Origin of the sequence: Bacteroides sp. AR29 (genome assembly GCF_900217715.1) — a bacterium.
Lineage (GTDB): Bacteria > Bacteroidota > Bacteroidia > Bacteroidales > Bacteroidaceae > Bacteroides > Bacteroides uniformis.
Genome location: NZ_OBMS01000006.1, coordinates 171,708 through 191,402, shown reverse-complemented (window position 1 = coordinate 191,402; position 19,695 = coordinate 171,708). Strand labels below are relative to the sequence as shown.

At 40.5% G+C, this 19,695-nt stretch carries 19 protein-coding genes; all 19 read right to left on the bottom strand.

All coding sequences use genetic code 11. The features are described 5' to 3' along the window. Positions 1-55: 55 nt before the first annotated feature. Positions 56-757 (bottom strand): YjbH domain-containing protein, encoded by a 702-nt coding sequence (locus tag CSD97_RS06030; RefSeq protein ID WP_173675099.1) that lies wholly within the window; start codon positions 755-757, stop codon positions 56-58. A gap of 338 nt (positions 758-1,095) precedes the next feature. Continuing rightward, a complete protein-coding gene (locus CSD97_RS06020) occupies positions 1,096-3,279 on the bottom strand; it encodes a P-loop NTPase fold protein (RefSeq protein WP_159461926.1) in 2,184 nt (727 codons plus the stop codon). 482 nt (positions 3,280-3,761) lie between these two features. Further along, complete coding sequence (locus tag CSD97_RS06015; protein WP_098032093.1) at positions 3,762-4,844, bottom strand: glycosyltransferase family 4 protein; 1,083 nt, start codon at positions 4,842-4,844, stop codon at positions 3,762-3,764. Positions 4,845-4,855: 11 nt separating this feature from the next. Further along, on the bottom strand, positions 4,856-5,860 hold the full coding sequence (locus CSD97_RS06010) for a radical SAM protein (RefSeq protein WP_098032092.1): 1,005 nt from the start codon (positions 5,858-5,860) through the stop codon (positions 4,856-4,858). 20 nt (positions 5,861-5,880) lie between these two features. Then, on the bottom strand, positions 5,881-7,053 hold the full coding sequence (locus tag CSD97_RS06005; RefSeq protein ID WP_098032091.1) for a glycosyltransferase: 1,173 nt from the start codon (positions 7,051-7,053) through the stop codon (positions 5,881-5,883). A 91-nt stretch (positions 7,054-7,144) separates the two neighbouring features. After that, positions 7,145-7,762 carry a hypothetical protein gene (locus tag CSD97_RS06000; RefSeq protein WP_098032090.1) on the bottom strand — a complete coding sequence of 206 codons (618 nt, stop codon included), beginning with the start codon at positions 7,760-7,762 and terminating at the stop codon, positions 7,145-7,147. Next, positions 7,759-9,060, bottom strand: coding sequence for an AAA family ATPase (locus CSD97_RS05995; protein ID WP_098032089.1), 1,302 nt, complete (start codon positions 9,058-9,060; stop codon positions 7,759-7,761). Before CSD97_RS05995 ends, CSD97_RS06000 begins: the two co-directional genes overlap by 4 nt. A 200-nt stretch (positions 9,061-9,260) precedes the next feature. Next, positions 9,261-9,578: a hypothetical protein gene (locus tag CSD97_RS05990; protein ID WP_098032088.1), complete on the bottom strand. Its 318-nt coding sequence runs from the start codon at positions 9,576-9,578 to the stop codon at positions 9,261-9,263. Positions 9,579-9,599: 21 nt separating this feature from the next. Then, the gene (locus CSD97_RS05985; protein WP_159461925.1) at positions 9,600-10,832 is read right to left on the bottom strand and encodes a glycosyltransferase family 4 protein; all 1,233 of its coding nucleotides are present in this window, start codon (positions 10,830-10,832) and stop codon (positions 9,600-9,602) included. A 150-nt stretch (positions 10,833-10,982) separates the two neighbouring features. Beyond that, positions 10,983-12,152 carry a glycosyltransferase family 4 protein gene (locus tag CSD97_RS05980; protein ID WP_098032086.1) on the bottom strand — a complete coding sequence of 390 codons (1,170 nt, stop codon included), beginning with the start codon at positions 12,150-12,152 and terminating at the stop codon, positions 10,983-10,985. After that, positions 12,153-13,466, bottom strand: a complete 1,314-nt coding sequence (locus CSD97_RS05975) for a UDP-glucose/GDP-mannose dehydrogenase family protein (RefSeq protein WP_098032085.1) — start codon at positions 13,464-13,466, stop codon at positions 12,153-12,155. Between the two features lie 73 nt (positions 13,467-13,539). Continuing rightward, positions 13,540-14,427, bottom strand: a complete 888-nt coding sequence (locus tag CSD97_RS05970; protein WP_098032084.1) for a DUF4435 domain-containing protein — start codon at positions 14,425-14,427, stop codon at positions 13,540-13,542. Then, positions 14,424-15,614: an AAA family ATPase gene (locus CSD97_RS05965; protein ID WP_098032083.1), complete on the bottom strand. Its 1,191-nt coding sequence runs from the start codon at positions 15,612-15,614 to the stop codon at positions 14,424-14,426. The genes CSD97_RS05970 and CSD97_RS05965 overlap by 4 nt, the downstream gene beginning before the upstream one ends. A gap of 25 nt (positions 15,615-15,639) precedes the next feature. Next, positions 15,640-16,005 carry an HNH endonuclease signature motif containing protein gene (locus tag CSD97_RS05960; protein ID WP_098032082.1) on the bottom strand — a complete coding sequence of 122 codons (366 nt, stop codon included), beginning with the start codon at positions 16,003-16,005 and terminating at the stop codon, positions 15,640-15,642. A 138-nt stretch (positions 16,006-16,143) separates the two neighbouring features. Further along, on the bottom strand, positions 16,144-16,830 hold the full coding sequence (locus CSD97_RS05955; protein WP_098032081.1) for an acyltransferase family protein: 687 nt from the start codon (positions 16,828-16,830) through the stop codon (positions 16,144-16,146). Positions 16,831-16,849: 19 nt separating this feature from the next. Further along, the gene (locus CSD97_RS19185; RefSeq protein WP_098032080.1) at positions 16,850-17,182 is read right to left on the bottom strand and encodes an acyltransferase; all 333 of its coding nucleotides are present in this window, start codon (positions 17,180-17,182) and stop codon (positions 16,850-16,852) included. Between the two features lie 5 nt (positions 17,183-17,187). Then, positions 17,188-17,883: a glycosyltransferase gene (locus tag CSD97_RS05945; RefSeq protein ID WP_098032079.1), complete on the bottom strand. Its 696-nt coding sequence runs from the start codon at positions 17,881-17,883 to the stop codon at positions 17,188-17,190. 9 nt (positions 17,884-17,892) lie between these two features. Next, on the bottom strand, positions 17,893-18,339 hold the full coding sequence (locus CSD97_RS05940) for a serine acetyltransferase (protein WP_098032111.1): 447 nt from the start codon (positions 18,337-18,339) through the stop codon (positions 17,893-17,895). A 183-nt stretch (positions 18,340-18,522) separates the two neighbouring features. Further along, positions 18,523-19,695 carry a hypothetical protein gene (locus tag CSD97_RS05935; protein WP_098032078.1) on the bottom strand — a complete coding sequence of 391 codons (1,173 nt, stop codon included), beginning with the start codon at positions 19,693-19,695 and terminating at the stop codon, positions 18,523-18,525.

Below are 19,695 nucleotides of genomic sequence, written 5' to 3'. Positions count from 1 at the left end.
CATTCTATTCTCCAATCCCTAATCCTTCTCCTTAATTTAATCCCTAATCCTTCTCCTAATGCAACAGCCTGCATTCATACCGTATTCCTCCCGATATGCTGTTGAATTCTCTGGTAAACACATGGATGGAGAGATGCTTCCATAATCTGGCGGCAGCTCCCATATTGAAACCTTCCGAATCATATTCCGCCATGACAGTCATCTCCCGGCAGAAAGCGGGGGAGTAGCTGATGCCTCCGAAGGGGCCGTCTTTTATGCTGTGGTCATTTAGTGGGATATAGTAGCCTGCTGTCAGTGCCAGGCGGTCACCTTTTACGATGGAGAAACCTTTGGTCAGAGTACCGTAAACTGAGGCAAAGTAGTTGGTTCCGGTATTTTTAAAAGGGTCATCTACACCTACCACCAAGCTGGGCCGGTATTTTCCTTCTTTCAGGGGTCGTATGCGTGCAGTCATTGAGCGGTCTTGCTGGAAGTAGCCTTTCTTGCCGTCATACCGTTTGGTTTTCAATAGTGTACACCGATAACTCAACTCCAGAAAGGATAGAAATGTGATGTTGACGAAATAATTTCCGGTGTTGAAGTTAAACGGTGTCATGCCGTTCGGGAGATAGTTTCCTCCCCCCATAAAAGTACCTGCCTCTTGCATCTCGGCAGTGGGTATGTTTAGCTGCCCGGTGTTACCCATGGAATATTGAGCTTGTACCTTGAGGGCACAGCACAACAGGCAACAGACCATAAGTCCTTGTCTGAATTTCATGTAATTCTTGATTTTAAAGCGTTGTTGTCCGATGAGTCTAAAGTACGCTACGCTATTGCCGGTCACATGGAAAAGAGGTTTGTGCCGGCATCTGGATATATCTTATATGTGACAAAATTACGTCAAATGTATTTGATATGCAAGAGAAAAAGGGGAAATAACACTAAACTGTTGCTCCAATAGTGCTGTTTTTCATATTACCGGGGTGACACACAGCCTCTGTATACTTCTGCTACTTTGCATTTTACCTCTTTTTATGAGTATACATTGGGTATTAATTCCCACTGAAAATATTTTTGAAATAGGTTCGACGAGGTTGGTACCTGTAATTTTGTTTCTTAACTGTTTGGGTCAATCTCAAAGTAAAAGTTTTCAGTTAGGTTAAAACGTGTTTCCGCATTCCAAAAGTCATATTTTATCTTTAGGGAGGTGATTGGAGTGTTTAACACAGTATTAGGCTTGTACTTCATTAGTTGTGGATGATGTGAAGCATGCAGGTTTTGATAGTTTCCTTTCCGATATATTCCCGTGAAGAATACAAGGGATGACACTTCTTCGAGCAATACTTCCGGGTATCTTTTTTCTTGTTGCCATTTGTTTATTTTCTGTTTAAAATGTCTGCTTGTATCAAAGATACCTCTTAAACCGTCGTGTTTTGCCAAGATGTATAGGTCATTTTCATTTTTTACGAATGTAAGGATATGAGGTAATATATCAAGGAAGTGCTCATCAAGAAATTTATCGAGAAATAGTTCGTTTAAGCTTGGATCTACACAATCCGCTATCATCCATAACATGTTTGCGTAATCTGGAGAAGAACTGGTCATTTCTTTTTTCAGTAATAGGTAAAAGAAATGGTTGGCATCTAAATATTCAGTAGGACTATATTGATGCATTACAGAACAGAAAAGTGCCGTAAGTGCTGTTATGTCTTTTGTGTTTTTCAAGTAATGTTCAAAAAAGGGAACTCCTTTTTTGTCTTCTTCTTTATATTCATTAAATCCAGTGTTGCCCAATGATTCCCATGTCATTTGACATAGCCATGGTTCATCTTTTATAATATTTGCAGTTTCTCTGTAATAGGTACTGGTATAGAAGGATGTTATTGTATTGAAGTGTGAAATTTTCTGTTTTGCGGATACATACGCTTCTAAAATAGGGAGCACATAATAATAGCCTTGAGATTGACTGGTTTCCATAATAAGATGCGGTAGATTCTGTTTACCACTTTTTATTAGGCTTTCAAAAGTGTCGCGAAGATTTTTATCTGTATCTATTTCGGCGAACTCTTTATAAGAGAGAAAATACGATGGCATAGATGGAGTGAAATAACGCTGATAGTATAGGGTATTGGTAATGTCGAATGGTCTGAATGATGAAGTCGTGTCGCAGAACAGGGATTGGAGAATCCTTTTTATATCTTTATCTTGTGCTTCTATCCATTCTTGCCGGGGTACTACAAATTCCCAATTCTTGCATACTTTTTTGGATGTGTCAAGCCATCGGGCAGGCGTGCTTTTTAGTTGGGTATAGAGATATGAATCACAGTGTTTTAGTAACTCTACCAAATACCATTTACTCCATACCAGATTCTTGAAATCTTCTTTGCCAAGATAGCTCTTTATATCTTGGCTGAGAAGATTGAGATAATGCTTGGCATCTCGTATGGTGGGTAAGAATTCCTTGATTGAGAGTGTTTCAAACGGATTCTCTTGCTCTGGTAGAGGCATATTCATCTTTTTCATCTCTTCGTAGAGATATAGACTCAGTTCTCCATTGCTTAGAGTAAAAAGTTTGTGGCTTACATTGAACATCTTTTTTAAGTACATTTTTCCACCATTATTTCCAAGAACCCGGTCGGCTTGGTTAGGGTCAAAAGTTACAATGATAGTGAAGCGAGGTAGGTCAGCCACGGTTCGAATAAGTGAAATTACTTCCACGAATATGTTGTTTTCCAGTCGGTCACAGTCATCAATGAAAACTACGGTTGTATATTTTTCCATTGACATTTGTTGATTTAGTTCCTTCTTAATGTCAGCAAAGTCCTTCTCTTCTTTTCCCAATAAGTGCTTCACGGAAAGTATTATTAAAGAGAACCAATTGGTGATGTTGGTCACTTTGATTTTCGATTCATACTTACGCAGTAGAGAAGTTGTTACATCGTTGTTTTCAAATTTACTGTACAATAGATTTAGGAAAGACGATTTGATGTCTTTGATATTGTCTTTCCATGGATTAAACCAAATAGGATGTATTTCTCTTTTGATATATTCTTCCTCCATATAGTGTAGAAAAGTGGTTTTTCCACATCCCCATTCACCCTCTACAGACACTCCTATCGCACCGGAGTATACAGGATTCTTTTCCAAATATTCGACCAGTTGATTGGCTTCTTCTTTTCTATGTAGAATATCATCGGATGGACAAGTGTCATCGTGCAGGGTTATTGCGGGTACTGCCAGAGGTGAAGAGGGTTTCTCTCTTTTTTTGTGTGAAAGGCACGATAAGATGGCTATTTGCATTAGTAAACAGAACATGCTCGCGTCGACATAATAAAAACCATTGAGGTATTCACTATAAAAAGGCGTACATAATTCCCTATATGTAGGTGTTATTCGAACATATATATAAAATGTTAGTATGCCAAGCATTAAGTAGATTGTTTTACAGATGAAGCGTTTGGTGATGTTCTTACAAATACATATAAAACTTATTAAAGGAATAAGTACGAGAAGTATAAAAAGAATGTCATTAAATGGCGTGTCTTTAATTTTTCCAAATAGCGGATTGCCTATTACCGTCATCCAACTGTAAATAATAGTATGTCTCATGCAGAACAATAACAACAGTATTATAATCGGAAAATAATGATGTTGAATGTTGTATATTCTTTTTAAGCCTTTATCGTTACACATGGATTCTTATTTTATTTTACGGCAAAGGTATATTGAAAATCTTCCATAATGGCATAGTTTAGGATGTTTTTTTCACAAGTAGAGAGTAATCAAGTCCCTTTTCGTATTCTTACTTCTTTATATACTTCCATTACTTGTTGTGCTATTTTCTCCCAATCGAAAGCCGACAAGTTATATGTACGTTTTTGGGGGGGCGCTAATTTTTGTTGCAAGTGGCAAGCCAAATCATGCACATCACCTGGTTTGAAATAATCAGACTCTTTCAAATCTATTAAGTGAGTGGCTGGAATATCACTCACCAGTACATCTAATTGATAACTCATAGCTTCCAATAATACCAACGGGAATCCTTCGTTATACGAAGAAAGCACATACACTCCGGCATGACTATACACTTCGTTGAGTTTCTCGCCAAAGATATATCCTGTAAAGACCACCCGGTTGGACTTTATCAACTTCTTAAGTTTTTCTTCGTAATCCGATTCTGCCTCCACACCACCAACTATCACCAACTTATAGTCGGTATTCAGTTTCTCGAATGCTTGAATCAATACATCGAAACCCTTTTCAGGAGTAATACGTCCCACGCCGATTACATACTTTCCGGGTGTTAATCCTAAACTACTAATGTAATCATGTTTCGAGGTCGGTTGTACATTGGGTATTCCGTTAGGAATATAAACAGATTTCTCTTGTACTTTTGCCGGATATTTTTGCATTTGGAATTTATTTACAAAAATAATTGCCTGCGAACAATTCAATGCAATACTTTCGCTGAATTTCAATATATGTTTTGCCACTTTTCCCCATTTGGCATGTTCATAATTGGGACTGTGGTAGGTAAGTACCACTTTCTTACCAAGCAATCTGAGTAATGGAGCAAAAAGTGCGGGACCAATGTTATGAATATGCACCACATCGCTTTTTCCAAAGCACGCTGATATGGTGGCTAAAAAAGAATGAAATACAGCTTCAAATCCTTTTATTTTGGTAGAAGGGAGGTCAATGAACTTAATGTTTGGGTAAGTCAGTGATGAGTTTATATAAGGTTTTCTTCGAAATACGGTGAACTTGAATTCATTGTCAAAAAGAGGATACAAGGATTCGCAGTGTTTTTCTACGCCTCCTTGTATTTGCGGAAATCCTCTGGTTCCTAAAACATATATTTTCATGTCTTTTTGTGTTACCAGCAGATGTTTTTACCTTGTGCAATTCTTATCTTGTTCTTGATAATCCATAAAATCGGTTTCCAGGGTTTGCGTACCATATCATGTCGCTCAGTTACGATGAAAGCGCAATTGCATTTGCACTCTTTTACTTTCTGTGCTACCTCTTTGGCTTTGTCTGAGTTCATGATGTTTTCAAAAGAATCATTCTTTATATTTCCTATTATCCATTCTTCAGAAGAACCGTTGCAGGGAGATACATTTCCCCACGGGTCAATGAAGAAAAAGTCATGTAATGCTCCGCATTCCGGTCTGTAGCCCGGTTCATCCCCTCTCAATCTTCTATGGATACTTTTGTTGAAATAGGCTCTGCCATAATCTTTCAGTCTGCTTTTCAATGTTCGTCTTTTGGATGTCAGTAAAGCTTTTACGAATTTTTCATGTTCAGTAAGAGCATTCTGGCTGGTCAGCAGGTTGTCATCCTTATGGAAATACCATGAGTTATGTACAACCGAATTACCTAATTCTACGTCAAGGGCTACGCATAGGTCATACAAATAAAGCAAATCTTTATAGTTATCGGGAGAAATGACTACCGAGAAGCCTATATTTTTACATTTGGTTTTTTTTAGCTCCAGCATAGTCCTCAATGCGTGGTCGAAACCATTTACTGTACCTCTTTTACTATCATTCAGTTGTGGCAGACCTTCAAGACTGACACGAATAAGTATATTGGGGTATTTGTTTGCCAATCTTACAATTGTATCGGTATTGAATCCATTTGTACTGAGTTCCAATAAAGAAGCTTTAGGATATAACACTCTAAAAATCTCGTCAATATCTTTGCGGATGGTCGATTCCCCACCGGTTATGTTTATGCGTAATCCTTTTGGAAGCTTTTCATAATAATGATAATCTATTTCCTCTTCCGGTTTGGTTTGGTTTTTCCAGATGTTGCACATGTTACATTTTGCATTACAACGAAAAGTTGTAATCAGACTTCCTTGTACTACTGTTCTCATAATTTGTTTTATTGATAATTTTATTTATATATTTCTACTATTTGGTTATAGTAATTTTCTGCATTATATCGTCTTTGCGAGGATTCTGCGATTACTCTGTAGTCGAACGAAGTAGCAAACATGCTCTCTATCTTCTCTTTCAAGTCCTTCACATTGCGACTTTCAAATGTCATGCCACTTACACCTTCTTCAATCAGTTCCGGAATACCTCCGATTCGTGCACCCAGCACAGGAGTTCCCAAGCATTGGGCTTCAATCACGGATAGCGGATTGTTTTCATAACATTCTGATGGAATTACGCTGAATCGCGCTTTACCCACTATTTCCTTTATTTGTTCCCACTGTTTGAACCCTACAAATTCCACCTTGTTTCCGGCTTGTGCTTTTGCTTCCTCTTCCAGAGGGCCGCCACCTATAATCACTAATTTGTATGGAAGGCTATTGGCTGATTCTATCAGTGTTTTTATACCTTTTTCGTGAGACAATCTTCCGATAAAGCAATAGTAATCTTCTTTGGAGTATGAGTCTTTCCGGCATTTCTCCACATCGATAAAATTGCACAGCTTGTGTATCTTATCGGGAGAGAATCCTCCTTCTGTCATCTTGTTTGCCATGAATCGGCTGGGACAAAGATAAATGTCCGTGCATTTTTCTATCCGTTCCCTGTTCCATTTCATGGCTTCTTTGTAGGCGAGCAGACTGGCTACGGCCGAACCTTTCATGCATTTGTATTCCAGTACTTTATGCTTGTTTGTGAAGCATTCTTCACAGGCTTTCTTCCCGTCGCGCAGGCAGTCGTAGCGTGGGCATAGCAGCTTGTAGTCGTGCAGAGTCCATACGACTTTGATGCCTCTTTGGTGTGCCAGTTCGGCTATCAACGGTGACAGTTGCGAGTGAATATTATTGAGGTGTACCACGTCAGGTTGGAAATCATCCAGCAGTGCATTGAATTTATTCTTTACTTCCCTTGTACCGAATGGTCGCAGGAAGGCTTCAATCATTCCCGGGCCGGGTTTAAACTTCACTTCACTGGGGAAATACCAGCTCCATGGAGTAGGGAGCGTATCGGGGTGCTGCATGGCGAATATCGCCACTTCATGCCCGTGTGACTTCAGCAACTCTTCCAGGTTGATGGTACACACACAGTCTCCACCACGTCTGTAGTAGAACTTGTTTGCAAGTAAGATTTTCATTTTGAACAATATGATAAAGTGTCATGAGGATTTTGATTTCTCCTCATGATGATAAATGTGCGTATTTTTACAGAAAGTTTCTAATAGATTTTTAGGATAACAAGAGAAGTGTTTTTTCGTTTACAATCTTTGCATGATTAGTGGCGCGGATAATAATCTTGTCATTCAAGCGAATATCCAAAACGGATTCTTCTGTGCCGTCTTTGTGAATCAGTGGAAAGACCCATGAATTGAATTCATTCACTAAATTAGGAAAAGAGATAATGGCATGCACTACTTTTTCTGAGTCAATAATGCCCTTGGAACGAAAATATTGCACTGTTGCTTTAATTTGCTCAACCATCCTATTGGGATAATCAGCTTCTGCTTTTTGAGCTCTTGCCAAGTCTGTCGCATATTTTGTTTCGATAAACAGCAACCACTCCTCTGTATCAGCTTCGCGAGGTAAAATGGCACATTCACACTGTTTGGAATACAGCTTGTTTGTAATGGGTAGTGCATTTTTTTTAAATCCATCAAAAAACACCTCTATGTTGTTTTCATTTTCCAAACACACAGCTTTTATGCTATCATCTTCCTTGTCCATTATTTCTACCTCACCATCTTCGCTCTCTGCTCTATCCACCACATAAAGTTTCAGACCATCTGTTTCAATGAAAGAATGGCGATTGTATACCCGGCGAAATGTACGGACGATTCTCTCTTTCATTTCTTTTGGGGGTTGAAGAAGTTCAGCATCGTGTAGTATTCATCCAGAGTATCGTTCATGATGCGGTTGAAATAGTGCTTGCCGATGTTACGTGTTTGTTCCTCTTGTATAGATACCAGCTGTCCATTTTCAATCTGCCAGGCAGACACCAATTCGGGTGCTATCCATGCTTGACAGCTTTCCAAGGTTTGCGCCATCTCTTCAGGCATTTCATCTTTCACCAGCGCCCCCATCATGCAATTGTTGAGTGCGTAGAGTATATATGGGCTATGTGTGGTGACGAAGAGCCTATGACCGCCTTTTTGTATGGCTTGAAGAATGAAATAAAACAATTGGCGTTGGGTGGAGGGAAACAAGTTCAGTTCGGGTTCCTCAATAAATAGACTTGTGAATTTGGTGTCGATGAAATTAGAAAAACTTTTCGACAATGAATCCAAGAACCGTGCGCCTTTTTCGGTGAGTTCACTGTTGCTGCTATTGTCGTTGAACAAGTTGGTTTCTATAAAATCCTGTATGCTTTCGTTTTCCTTCAAGATGGAGGTGTTGTTTTTTATGCTCTGAAAGGCATGTAAAAACAGTTGTTGAATCAGATTAACTTCTCTCTCCTTATTTTTTACATTGGTATCTTCCTTTTTCTCATAGATGGATTGGGTGAAGTAGCGTATCAGCAGATACAACGGAATCATTGATTGCTGTCCGCTCGAAGCATTCGTCAGTTGGATTTTGTCTCCGTTTTCCATTTGCAAAAAGTCCGTTTCGGCTTCCTCATCATAGTAATAATTACCCTTGATATAGTCGATGAGCAGACTGTGGGCAGGTGTGTACGCCTTGCGAGCCATGTTCCAGTCCATCATGAAATTGAAAATGTTGTTGTTGGGCAATTTTACCTCTTCCCATCCGGCAATGAGCGATACCACATTACGTTCGGCGGGTATATATGAAATTTTGGTACGTTGATAGCCGTATTGATTAACCCACTCGAATGTGGGAATGGCATCAGCCTGATAAGCATAGGTAATCTTAATCACTTCTGAACTGAATTCGATGTACGATTCTTGTCGGAAATACCCTTTCATCTTATGGAATTCCACAAGTCTATCCAAGAAATTGGTTCCTGTGAGGAAGAAGTCAAAGCTTTGGTCAAGGGATACCTTCTTTTCCACCCAAGTGCAGTAGCAGGCAATTTTATTGATGGTGCTTTTGCCGGAGCTTTGCGGTCCGATGATGACATTCACTTTATTCAGTGTAATATCTACATCCTTAATGGGGCCTATATTCTTGATGATTAATTGTGCCATACTGTTATTTGTTTGGGTTCCGTTCTTATTCTTTTTTGCGAATTTAGTAATAAAAAACGGTTAATAGGCGGTGTTATTCTTGTTTTTTTAAATTTTACGGCTCGGCCTTTTCTTCTTCAAAGTTGAAATTATGTGATTGCATATTGTTGCAATTGATGGAATCCTTTACAAAAATACATCTTTTTCTGACAACAACAAGCTCAAACTGGGAATTGTTTTTCAAGCTCCTCTATTCGTCTCTTTATTTTTTCTAAGTACTCCGGCATATCACTGTCGGCGAATTTCCAAAAGCTTTCAAGTTGGAATGGACTGCCGTTTGCAATAAGGGGAAATATGGTGGGGGTTGACAGGCAATTCTGCAAGAACTTTGCATGTGCCATCATTTCAGACAGTGCATATTCTCTGTCTTTCGACCTACCACGTTTGGACTTGGACTTGTATTCCTTATATTCTGAATAATGATACTCTAATATCTCCAATGCGTCTTTTAACTCTTTTAGTTCTTCTGATTGTTCCATATCTGATAATGTTGTTTTTTATTAATGAATAGAATATTTGTTGCAGATTCTTTCATATACCTCATTGAATATTTTTATCCGGTTGCTCCACATGAATTTTTCCGAACACTCTATAACTCCTTGTGACAATTGACCGATTATCTCAGGCTGCTCTATCAGATAATCTATATGTTCGGCCATATCTGTTACTACCTGTTTGTATGAATGTATGGGAATTTTAATGCCACATTTCTCGCACACCACGCCTGCCATGCCGCAGTGGTCCAGAGTCATGGTAGGCACTGCCCACGACATAGCTTCCCAAAGTACAGTGGTAGTGGCTTCGCCCAGCGATGAGATGACATGCAGATGTGCTGTTTTCATCAGTTGCAATACTTCTGTGCGAGGGATACTTCCATGCCATGTGATGTGACAGTCAATACCCAGTTGCTCGGACTTCTCTTTTAATTGTTGAAATAAATTACCCACCCCTATGACATCCAAATGCCATTGGCGGCTACGTGTGTGGCTCAGTGCATCCAGTAGGATGATGAGTGCCTTGCGCGGGCAGAGGGCGCCAATCCAGACTATTTGCAATATCTCTTCCTTTTGGCGTTCAATGGGCTGCGTGCGGTTCATCTGTAAGATACCGTTTTCGGGGAGATAAAAGCTTTTCCGACCGTAGAATTTCTTTATCATCCGTACAGTGTTTGGTGTGGCTGCAAACAGATAATCTGCCCGGTGCATGGCTTGGCGGACGCGAGGCAGCAGAACAAAAGCCCCATTATGGACAATTCTCCTAAATAGCACATTGATTTTTTCCTTAAAGCTTAATGCCGGGAAAAGGGAAAGAGGGCGGTTTTCCACTGCTTGTAAAGGTCCCCATATATAGGGTATGGGAAGTTTCCATAGGAAGCCTGGTTCTTTGAATCCGATAGGATTCAGGTAATGCACAATGTCTATTCTTCCGTCCTTTAGCCATTTCTTAACTTGATGGTATGCGTTTTTCTGCCATTTCATGTAGTTTAGGTTGTAGCTGATATGGTGTGCCAGTTTGTTTCCTGTAGTAGGCAGTGGTGAAAGGTTGTAGAATGTCACATTTTTCATACTATTGGTTTGCAAGTAATGTTCTATGTCTTCTTTTCCTTTGCCATAGAGCACTGTCAGCTTGTGATAGTGTTGCATGCTGAACACATAGTTCCAGCTGACCGATGCTTCGCTGCCCTTATAAGGAGAAATGTCATAAGTCACCAGCAGTATTTTTTTTTGTTTCATAATTGTGCTTTTGTATATTAGTTTGTTCTCATTATTTGTATCTATCATATTCGCCAATCAGCATTGTGCCTGATGGAAGTTCGACAGCTTCTGTCTTTGCGCGTATTCACCAAGAAAGCCAGTGATCGGGATATGTATCATTAACAAATATCAATGGGGGTAGAAGCCTTTTGTTTTCATTTCTGTTATATTATTATAGAGTTCAATAAACCTTTCGGACGCTTTGTCCCAAACCAGTTCATCCGTTATTTTTTTGGAAGCGCGGCTGCTCATGGCTGTCAACTTTGTTGTGTCGTTACAGAGTTCTGCAATGACGTGGCTCCATGTGTCGGCTTTTTTGTTTGGGATAATCATTCCGTCTTCTCCGGATGTAATCAGGACTTCAGCACCTGCTGTTAGAGTACTGATGACCGGTGTGCCAAAGTACATCGCTTCAAGAATCACCATGCCGTATATTTCGTAGTCCGAAGCCAACAGAAATAAATCAGACGCTTTGTAGAGCGCAGGAAGTTCCTCTTGTCTTAGCTTGCCGAGTATGACACATTTTTGTTCCAAATTTCTGTCTTGGATGTCTTTTTTTAATTTTTCTTTTAGGATACCATCGCCTGCAATCATCAGAAGATAGTTGTCGGGCAGGCGTTCCATCACGTCGAGCAGAAAAAGAGGATTTCGTCTGCTCTCCAAAGTACCGACATAAAGTAATAGGTGCTTGTTTTCTGTTTCCGGCATTTTTCTCCACTCTTTGCTTTCTGTGTGGTAAAAACGCTCTTCATCCAGTCCTATATAGGTAGGTAGGCATTTCTTGCCGGTGTATTGGCGGATATACTTTTCAGCTTGCGGAGATTTATATCCTATGCCTTGAACGCGGTTCAGTACATATTTCCCAAAAGTAGCGTTGAACAGCAGTTCAAGTTGCTTGAATATCGGTTTTTGTGTGGGGCGATAGCTGCCTTGAATCAAGCAGGTCTTTACTTGGTGCTTTTGTGCCCATCGCGTTACGGTGAACGACATCCACATGCCGAATTCATGAATCTGTATCAAGTCGGGATGCAGCTTTTCCAGCAATCTTTCCATACCTTCAAATTGTGCCAGTTGCTGGTTTAGTGCCTTGAAGGTCATGGAGTAGACGGTTACCTCTTTGCCCCCCATTATTTCTATTCGTTCTTCACGATAAGTGTGCCCGGCCAGTATGATGCTTACTTTCCAGCCTTTTTTACTCAATGCTTTTGCCAAACCCAGTTCCTGGCAGTTGTAAGAGCTGAAATTGATGATGCTGCCGCCTGAGCGTACAATTACCAAGTGTATTTGTTTTTTCATCATTTATCTACCGATGCAATAGTATTCAAATCCGTGTACTCTCATCTCCTCGGCATCGTAGATATTTCGCCCGTCTATTACCAAAGGAGTCTTCATGCTTTTGGCTATCACGCCCCAGCTGGGCAGGCGGAACTGTTTCCATTCCGTCAATAGCAATAAGGCATCTGCATCCAATACGGCATCATACATGTCGGTGGCATACGTCACTCGCTCGCCTATGCGCCGCCGGCACTCGTCCATTGCTACAGGGTCGAATACTTTTATCCTGCATCCTGCTTCAATCAGTTGTTGTATGGTGATTAGTGCGGTCGCTTCGCGCATGTCATCAGTTTCCGGTTTAAAAGCCAATCCCCAGATGGCTACAGTCTTACCTTTCAGTTCACCGTTGTAGTGTTTGTCCAGTTTGTTGAAGAGAATTTCTTTCTGTAGTCCGTTCACTTTCTCCACAGCTTCCAGCACTTGCATAGAATACCCGTTTTGCTCCGCAGTCTTAATCAGGGCCTTCACGTCTTTTGGAAAACAGCTGCCCCCGTAGCCGCATCCGGGATAGAGAAACTTGTTGCCTATTCGACTGTCCGAACCGATACCTTTGCGCACCATGTTTACATCGGCGCCTACTCGTTCGCATAAGTTGGCGATGTCGTTCATAAAGCTGATGCGGGTGGCAAGCATGGAGTTGGCTGCGTATTTTATCATTTCCGCACTGGGTATATCAGTAAAAATCACCCTGAAATTGTTCAGTAGAAACGGGCGGTAGAGTTTGCTTAACACATCTTTGGCTTTCTCCGATTCCACTCCCACCACTACGCGGTCGGGAGACATGAAGTCTTTGATGGCCGAGCCTTCTTTTAAGAACTCCGGGTTACTTGCTACGTCAAACGGAATATTCTCTCCCCGTTTTTTCAACTCTTCCTCGATAACGGCTTTCACCTTTTTTGCCGTACCTACCGGAACGGTCGATTTGGTTACGAGGATGGTATATTTCCGGATGTTACGACCAAATTTTTCAGCTACGGCAAGTACATACTTTAAATCCGCACTTCCGTCCTCGTCGGGCGGTGTCCCCACGGCACTGAACACGATGTCTGCCTCGTCCAGGCAGGAAGTCAGGTCGGTGCAGAAGTTCAGTCTCCCTTCGTGATGGTTGCGGGCTACCATTTCGTCCAGCCCCGGCTCATAAATAGGTATTTGACCGTTCTGCAATGATTCTATTTTTGTTTTATCCACGTCCACGCAAGTGACGTGCGCTCCCATTTCCGCGAAACAGGTACCGGACACCAGGCCGACGTAACCGGTGCCAACAATTGCTACATTCATATGTGATATTGATTTGAAAATTTTGCAAAACAATCTGATTTTCTGCGTTAAACAACTTGCAGAAATCAAATGACTATTTTAGGATGCCGACTCCTTTCAATACAGCCCATGATTCTATATTGGAATAGAGTTGGGTTCTTTTAAAATCCTCTGTGGAATAACTTTCGGTCATGCGTTTCATGATGCTTGTTTCGCTGAAGATGCTGTTTTTTTTCATCAGGACAGAAAGAGTCCAGACGGTGTCGTGCCCTTGGCAAATATTTCCCCAAGGTTCTTTTTCTAGTTCCCAGCCATTGATAAAATCATTGAGGTCTTCTTTGCTTGTGATGTATAGCATCGGTTCCTCGTTGCCACAATTACTCATGAATCTTTGCAGCAGAGTCTCTTGCCAGTCTTCAGAAAAACGATGCGTATTGTCATCCCATGTCCCGGATAGTTTTACTTTTTTCTTGAATTTACATCCCAATTTGCAGACATGGTTGCATATCCTAAGATAACCCATAAACCGGGTATGGGAAATAGCCAAATTCAGATTCGGGAGTAACTTTTCTGACCAATCCATCAGAGAATTCCGGACGGAAGGTGCATTGAATAACATCATTTCCACATCACGTTCGTCTGTCGCAAGGATATTCGCAGGATGGATGTGTTCCGGTATTTCGTATCGTGTGTAGTCACAATCTCGAATACCCAATACATGAGCGTTGGGATATGAAGTCAAGACGAGGCTTACAATGTTCTCCACGTGTTCGCATCCTTTGTCACCAGCCGGATAATCGGTTGACGGAAGTACGCTGACTTTGTTTCTGTCCGTATGTTTTTCATACACTCGCACGTCATCTATATCTTCTGCCACTATCCATGTATGTGTGGCTGCCGCTGGTGTCCTCTGTTGCATCAATATGGTGTCAACGGTATAGGCGGTGCCGGTATCGGATATAGAATTTTGTAAAGTGTTCATTCTACTGAATCTTTGTGCTGTTGCAGTTCATAGAGGTCTACAGACAAATCCCATTTTCTTCCGAATATCTGTGGAGAGTGGGTACAGATTATCCATTGCAGTCGAGGGCGCAGTTCGCGAATGTCTTGCAGGTTATTCAGAAAATTGGATTGCCAAAGGAAATGAAACGAAAGTTCAGGTTCATCAAGCAGTATCAGCGACTCTTCCGGAGCTTTAAACAATAGTTCATAGGTCATGATTATCAGATGCTGTTCGCCCGAGGACAAGGTATCTGAGCGTAAAATGGTTCGCTCCTTGTTTTCGGCAATGAACCGATAACCATAGCGTGGATGGATTTCCATCTGTTTATATGCTAATTCGCTTCGGATGATAATTCTCTCAAACAGTGCTAACTTTTGGACAAAAGAACCATATTTTTTTTGGGCTGCGCGAAGAGCCTTAATCAAGGCACCTAAGTACAAGGCGTTGTCTTCTCGGTAATCCGTGATAAGGTTTTTTTCCATTAGCCCGTATTTCATTAATAGGGCATTGAACTCAGCTAGCTCTTTCGTGGCACTTTGATACTCTTCACGGCTTATGGAGACAGTGAATTCCAAATCCGTGGTCATTTGCGAAATCCCGTTTCTTGTTTCAGCCAATTTGACTGTTAAGTCTTCTGCATCAGCTGTAATCGAAGTTTGCTCTTTGGAGTTCGCTTCGGTTATTAAGAGAGGAGTGTTTGTTTTATGCAAGCGGTTGTCATGGATGAAGTAGCACGGCTGTATGTTCGAATACATTTGTAATAAAGAGTTGCTTGCTTGCTTGTGCCTTTCTTGTTCTTTCGTTTCTTTCTCCAAGTCATATCTGATACTTTCGATGGGGGATTGTCCGTCTGCCGAAAGAATGGTTACTTCCATGTATTTGTCATAGCCCGGTTCTTCATCAGAATTCTCTTCCTCTTCATTGTTTTGAAGTCGGGTGATTCGGATAACACATTCGTCAAGCGTATAGGTGATACTCTTGAAAGGGGTTTGCAAAAATAAACTCCAATTTTGTGAATAAAAAGCATGAATTAGATTTAAAAGAGTTGTCTTCCCATACCCGTTTGGGGAGGTAATGAATTTCAAACCTTTGCCTTGAGAGTCGGCAAAGTCTATGGTGTAAGTATAGATGCCGAATAATGAAATGATATGTAACGAACGAAGCATACTCTATTGAGATTTTGATGTATTATCAGTCTATATGATAAATGTCGGATAGCCTCTTTTGTTTGGCTTTGTTTACTGTCAGCGGGCGCTCGTAAACCACGTTTCTATTGCTATCTGCTTGTACGGCTGCCATATACGATGGATAATCATCGGCCTTGCTCGTATTGTTTCGATAGTGAAGGGCACGTAAGTTTTCCGGATGGTTGTCTCCACCACGTTCCACTGGGTAGATGTGGTCTATTTCCCATCCGTAATCATTGTCTCTTGCGCCATATTTGCTCCAAGCTATCCATGCGCCGCACGCGTCTTTTCTGAACATATTCTTATCATACCCGTCCACTTCGCGTGCCTTGTTCCAAGCTGCCCGTTTTTCTTGTTCTGTAAACGCCATTTTGTTATTTTGAAACTATTCTTCTTGCAAAGAAACGAATTTCACTTTGCTTTTCCTAATTTCCTGCATTATTTCTACAGTGCTTCAAGAAGACGTTTTTCTATTTCGCATTCATTTATCGGTTTTGTGTTCTTATTCTTAGAATTTTCCGAGACTCCACGGTAGGAATCGGTTGATGAAGTGTGCAGCCAGTAGGCAAAGTGCCACTACTCCTGCCGTAACCATCAGTTGGCAGGCGGTTGTTGCAAGTGGGCTGTTTATTGCGATGCTTCCAAAGGGTAATACACGGAGAATCTCTCCATGCAACAGGTAGATGACCAGCGTGTTTTTGCCCGTTTCACCTATCCATTTATAACCCGGAAAGTGTTTTATGAGGGCTTCGCTGTTCTTTATGATGTAAATCAAGGCGAAGCTCACCAGCAGGCAGACCAACCATGCTATATACCGTGGGCTGTAATGGCACACGCGGATGTTGGCTTCCACCGGTAGCCAGTAGCAAGCCGCCACTGCTGCCGCCAGTGCAATCACCGTGATAGGGGATAAACGCTTGTTTGCAGTCAGCTGTTGCTTGAAGAGAAAGCCGAATGCAAAGAAAGCTATAGTGAAAGGCACCACGTCGAGCGAGAACAGCAGTGGGGTTCGGTCGAAGTCGAGGAAGAAAAGTCCCGCTGCTACCAATGCAAGATAGAAGATTGTCGTGCGCTTGCCGGCACCTATTACATTGGCCATTGCTACAAACAGCAGTTCTGTCAAGAATATGGCCGGTAGAAACCATCCCGTGGCGCTGATGGTCGTTACGTGGAAATTGTAATATTTTTCAAGCATCAGGCCTAAATCTGCGGATTTACCCCCCCCCCATGTGTAAATAATTGAGAATTAGATAAATCCATACATTGCACACTGTTCCCCAAAATAAGAAGGGGAGAATCAGGGTCTTCAGCCTGCTCTTCACGAAGCGACCATAGTTGCTCCACCCCATCCACTTCTTTTCGTTCAGCACCATACCACTGACGATAAAGAACAGTGGCATGTGCCATAGATGAATCCAGTGGTCAGTTTGCGCATCGGCATTCACCATCCTGCCTCCACAATGAGCAAACACCATGGCGAAGATGGCGTAGGCTTTACATTGGTCAATCCATTCTATTCTATGATAAATATCTTTACGAGTTGTCATAGGCTTTAATTAATAGCTGTGATTTTTCGTTTGATGTATATTTTTAATTTGTCTTTGAAACTACCGCTTCTCCAGGATGACCAGCAGTGGTGAATCCCGATGCTTGAACTGTCTGTTAATGCGGATACTCCTTTGAGGCGTGGGTGAAACATATTGCTTTGCGGGAGGGTGATGTATGGGTACTTGGTTCTGTTGGCCAAGAAAAACTTGGTAAGTCCTTCCGGACCGGTTACTTTTTCAATTCTATTTTCTTGTAGTTGTGAAATTTCGCTATCTTGAAACAAGTAATCGATAAAGTCTTTCCAAAATTCAATTTTCGGTTCAGAACCGAATACCGCATTTCCCAAACACTCTATATTATCTTTTTGTCCTCTTGAAATTGGTAAAATGCAAATACACTCATTCAGGCTGAATTTGTCTGGAGAGGCTAACCATTTGTAGTCGGTATCGCAATAGTACCCCCCCCATAAATACATGTAAATCAGGCGAATAACGTCCGCTTTGGCAACGCCTTTGTTGATGTTGTCGTATTTTGAAAGGTACTCAGGAAAGTGCTTTGCAACAATGGCTCTATTCTCTTGGTCGTCATAAAGTTTGAAGTCATAGTCGGGCATCAATTTCATAGCACGTTTTCTTAGCATTCGCTCTTCCCATGAGAGCTTTTTGTTTTTTGCTGTTTGGTGGATAATTTTTGGAATCATGATTGATAATTATTTATAGTTTGGTAAATAGAATTTCAAAATTCTTTCGGGGTCATTCCCTATGACTTTTGCCGGTATGCCTGCTACAATAGAATTGTTTGGTATGTCATGAACAACAACTGCGTTTGCTCCTACTACTACATTGTCTCCTATGTTGACATTTCCTACTATTTTTGCGCCGGCACACAGTAGTATGTTGTTGCCTATTCTTGGCGCACCTTTGCCTCGTGTGCTTCCAATAGTGACATTTTGCATTATTAAAACATTATTGCCAATAGTTGCATTGCCATTGATAATGATGCCTGGTATGTGACCTATCATGAATGGAGTACCAATTTTTTGTCCGATGGGGAGTGCTATACCATATTTATTATAATAATGATAGTGCATTAGTTTCGCTAATAAATAGATGATAAAGAACGCTTTTTTTTGCCTGAAATACGAGACGATTCTCATCCAAAATACAACTTTGTATTCAGGAATAAATATCACATAGTAAATATATTTTACCCCCCCCCCTAAGCGCTTTGATTAGTGCTTTTGATGTTTTCTTTGAGAGTGTAGGGGTGTTGTATATACTGAAGTCAGAACGTAATTGTTGTTTTAGTGTTTTGATAGACATTGTTGTTTGCAGTTATTTTATATCTTCTTCTTCTGAATTGCTTTTAAATATCTTTCTTTGTTTAAGAACATTGCCAGCAGAATTAGCATATATATTCCTCTGTTTTGTGTAAAGGTTGCATCTGATGTAGATTCAAAAACAAAGAAGAAAATGATAAGTAATATGATTTTGAAATTCCTTAATTTTTTGCCGGTTTGGAATATGCGATACCAAAATAGCGTGAATAGCGTTATTCCTATATAACCGAATTGGGCTAATGATGGAAAGAAAGTATCCGAAAGGAATCGTTTATTTCCTATTTCATAGTTTAAGTACATTTTGTATTTGAAATATAATGGAGAATAGAATTGGCTCGAAGCATGGGTTGCATAAGTGCCAAAACCGCTGCCAAATGGAAAATAATCATTTAGAATCGTTATGGAATTCATATATAGATAGGGACGTGCATATATGCTGCTTGCTTGTGCTCCTGCAATGTAGTAATATGATATTTTTTCCCATGCAATAAATATGACCATACTCAAACATGCTGTAAGCAGTATAATTATACGGGGAGATAATTTAAACTTTTTGTTAGGATAAATGAAAAGAAGAAATAAGGCGGCTACATAGAATCCATAAAACTTTGCTTTTAAACTAAAAAGCCCTATACTCCAAATGATTGCAGCTATATTACGGGCATGTTTATCTTGACGGGAGCAATAATAGTACAGTGTTCCGAGAATGGTTATGATAGTGGCAAAGCGAGAAGGATGAAGTTCTATTGACATCATAAAGCTTTCACCCAGTATACCGACGGGAATCATTGCTATGGCAGATATTATGCAAAGCTGTCTGGTGCGTTTGTAATATCGGGGTGATATGTATATTCCTAAATTATATGCGCAATAAAAGGCAATGAAAGGTTTTATTTGTATAAGAAAATCTGTTAAGATGGCTTGATGGGTATTGATAGGATACATGAAAGAATATAGCAGATAAAATAGGGCTATTCCTATGAAAATGAAAAAATCCTTTGAAAATCTTCTTCTTAATATGCTGTACATAGCTAATATGGCGACAAAAAATTCGTCTATGTATGTGAATCCGAATCTTATTCCTATGAAATCGTAAAAAATAACACCAAATATCAGACCTGTTATTAGCAGGTAATAATTTATTTTATCGTAAATACTGATTTGTAGACTCAT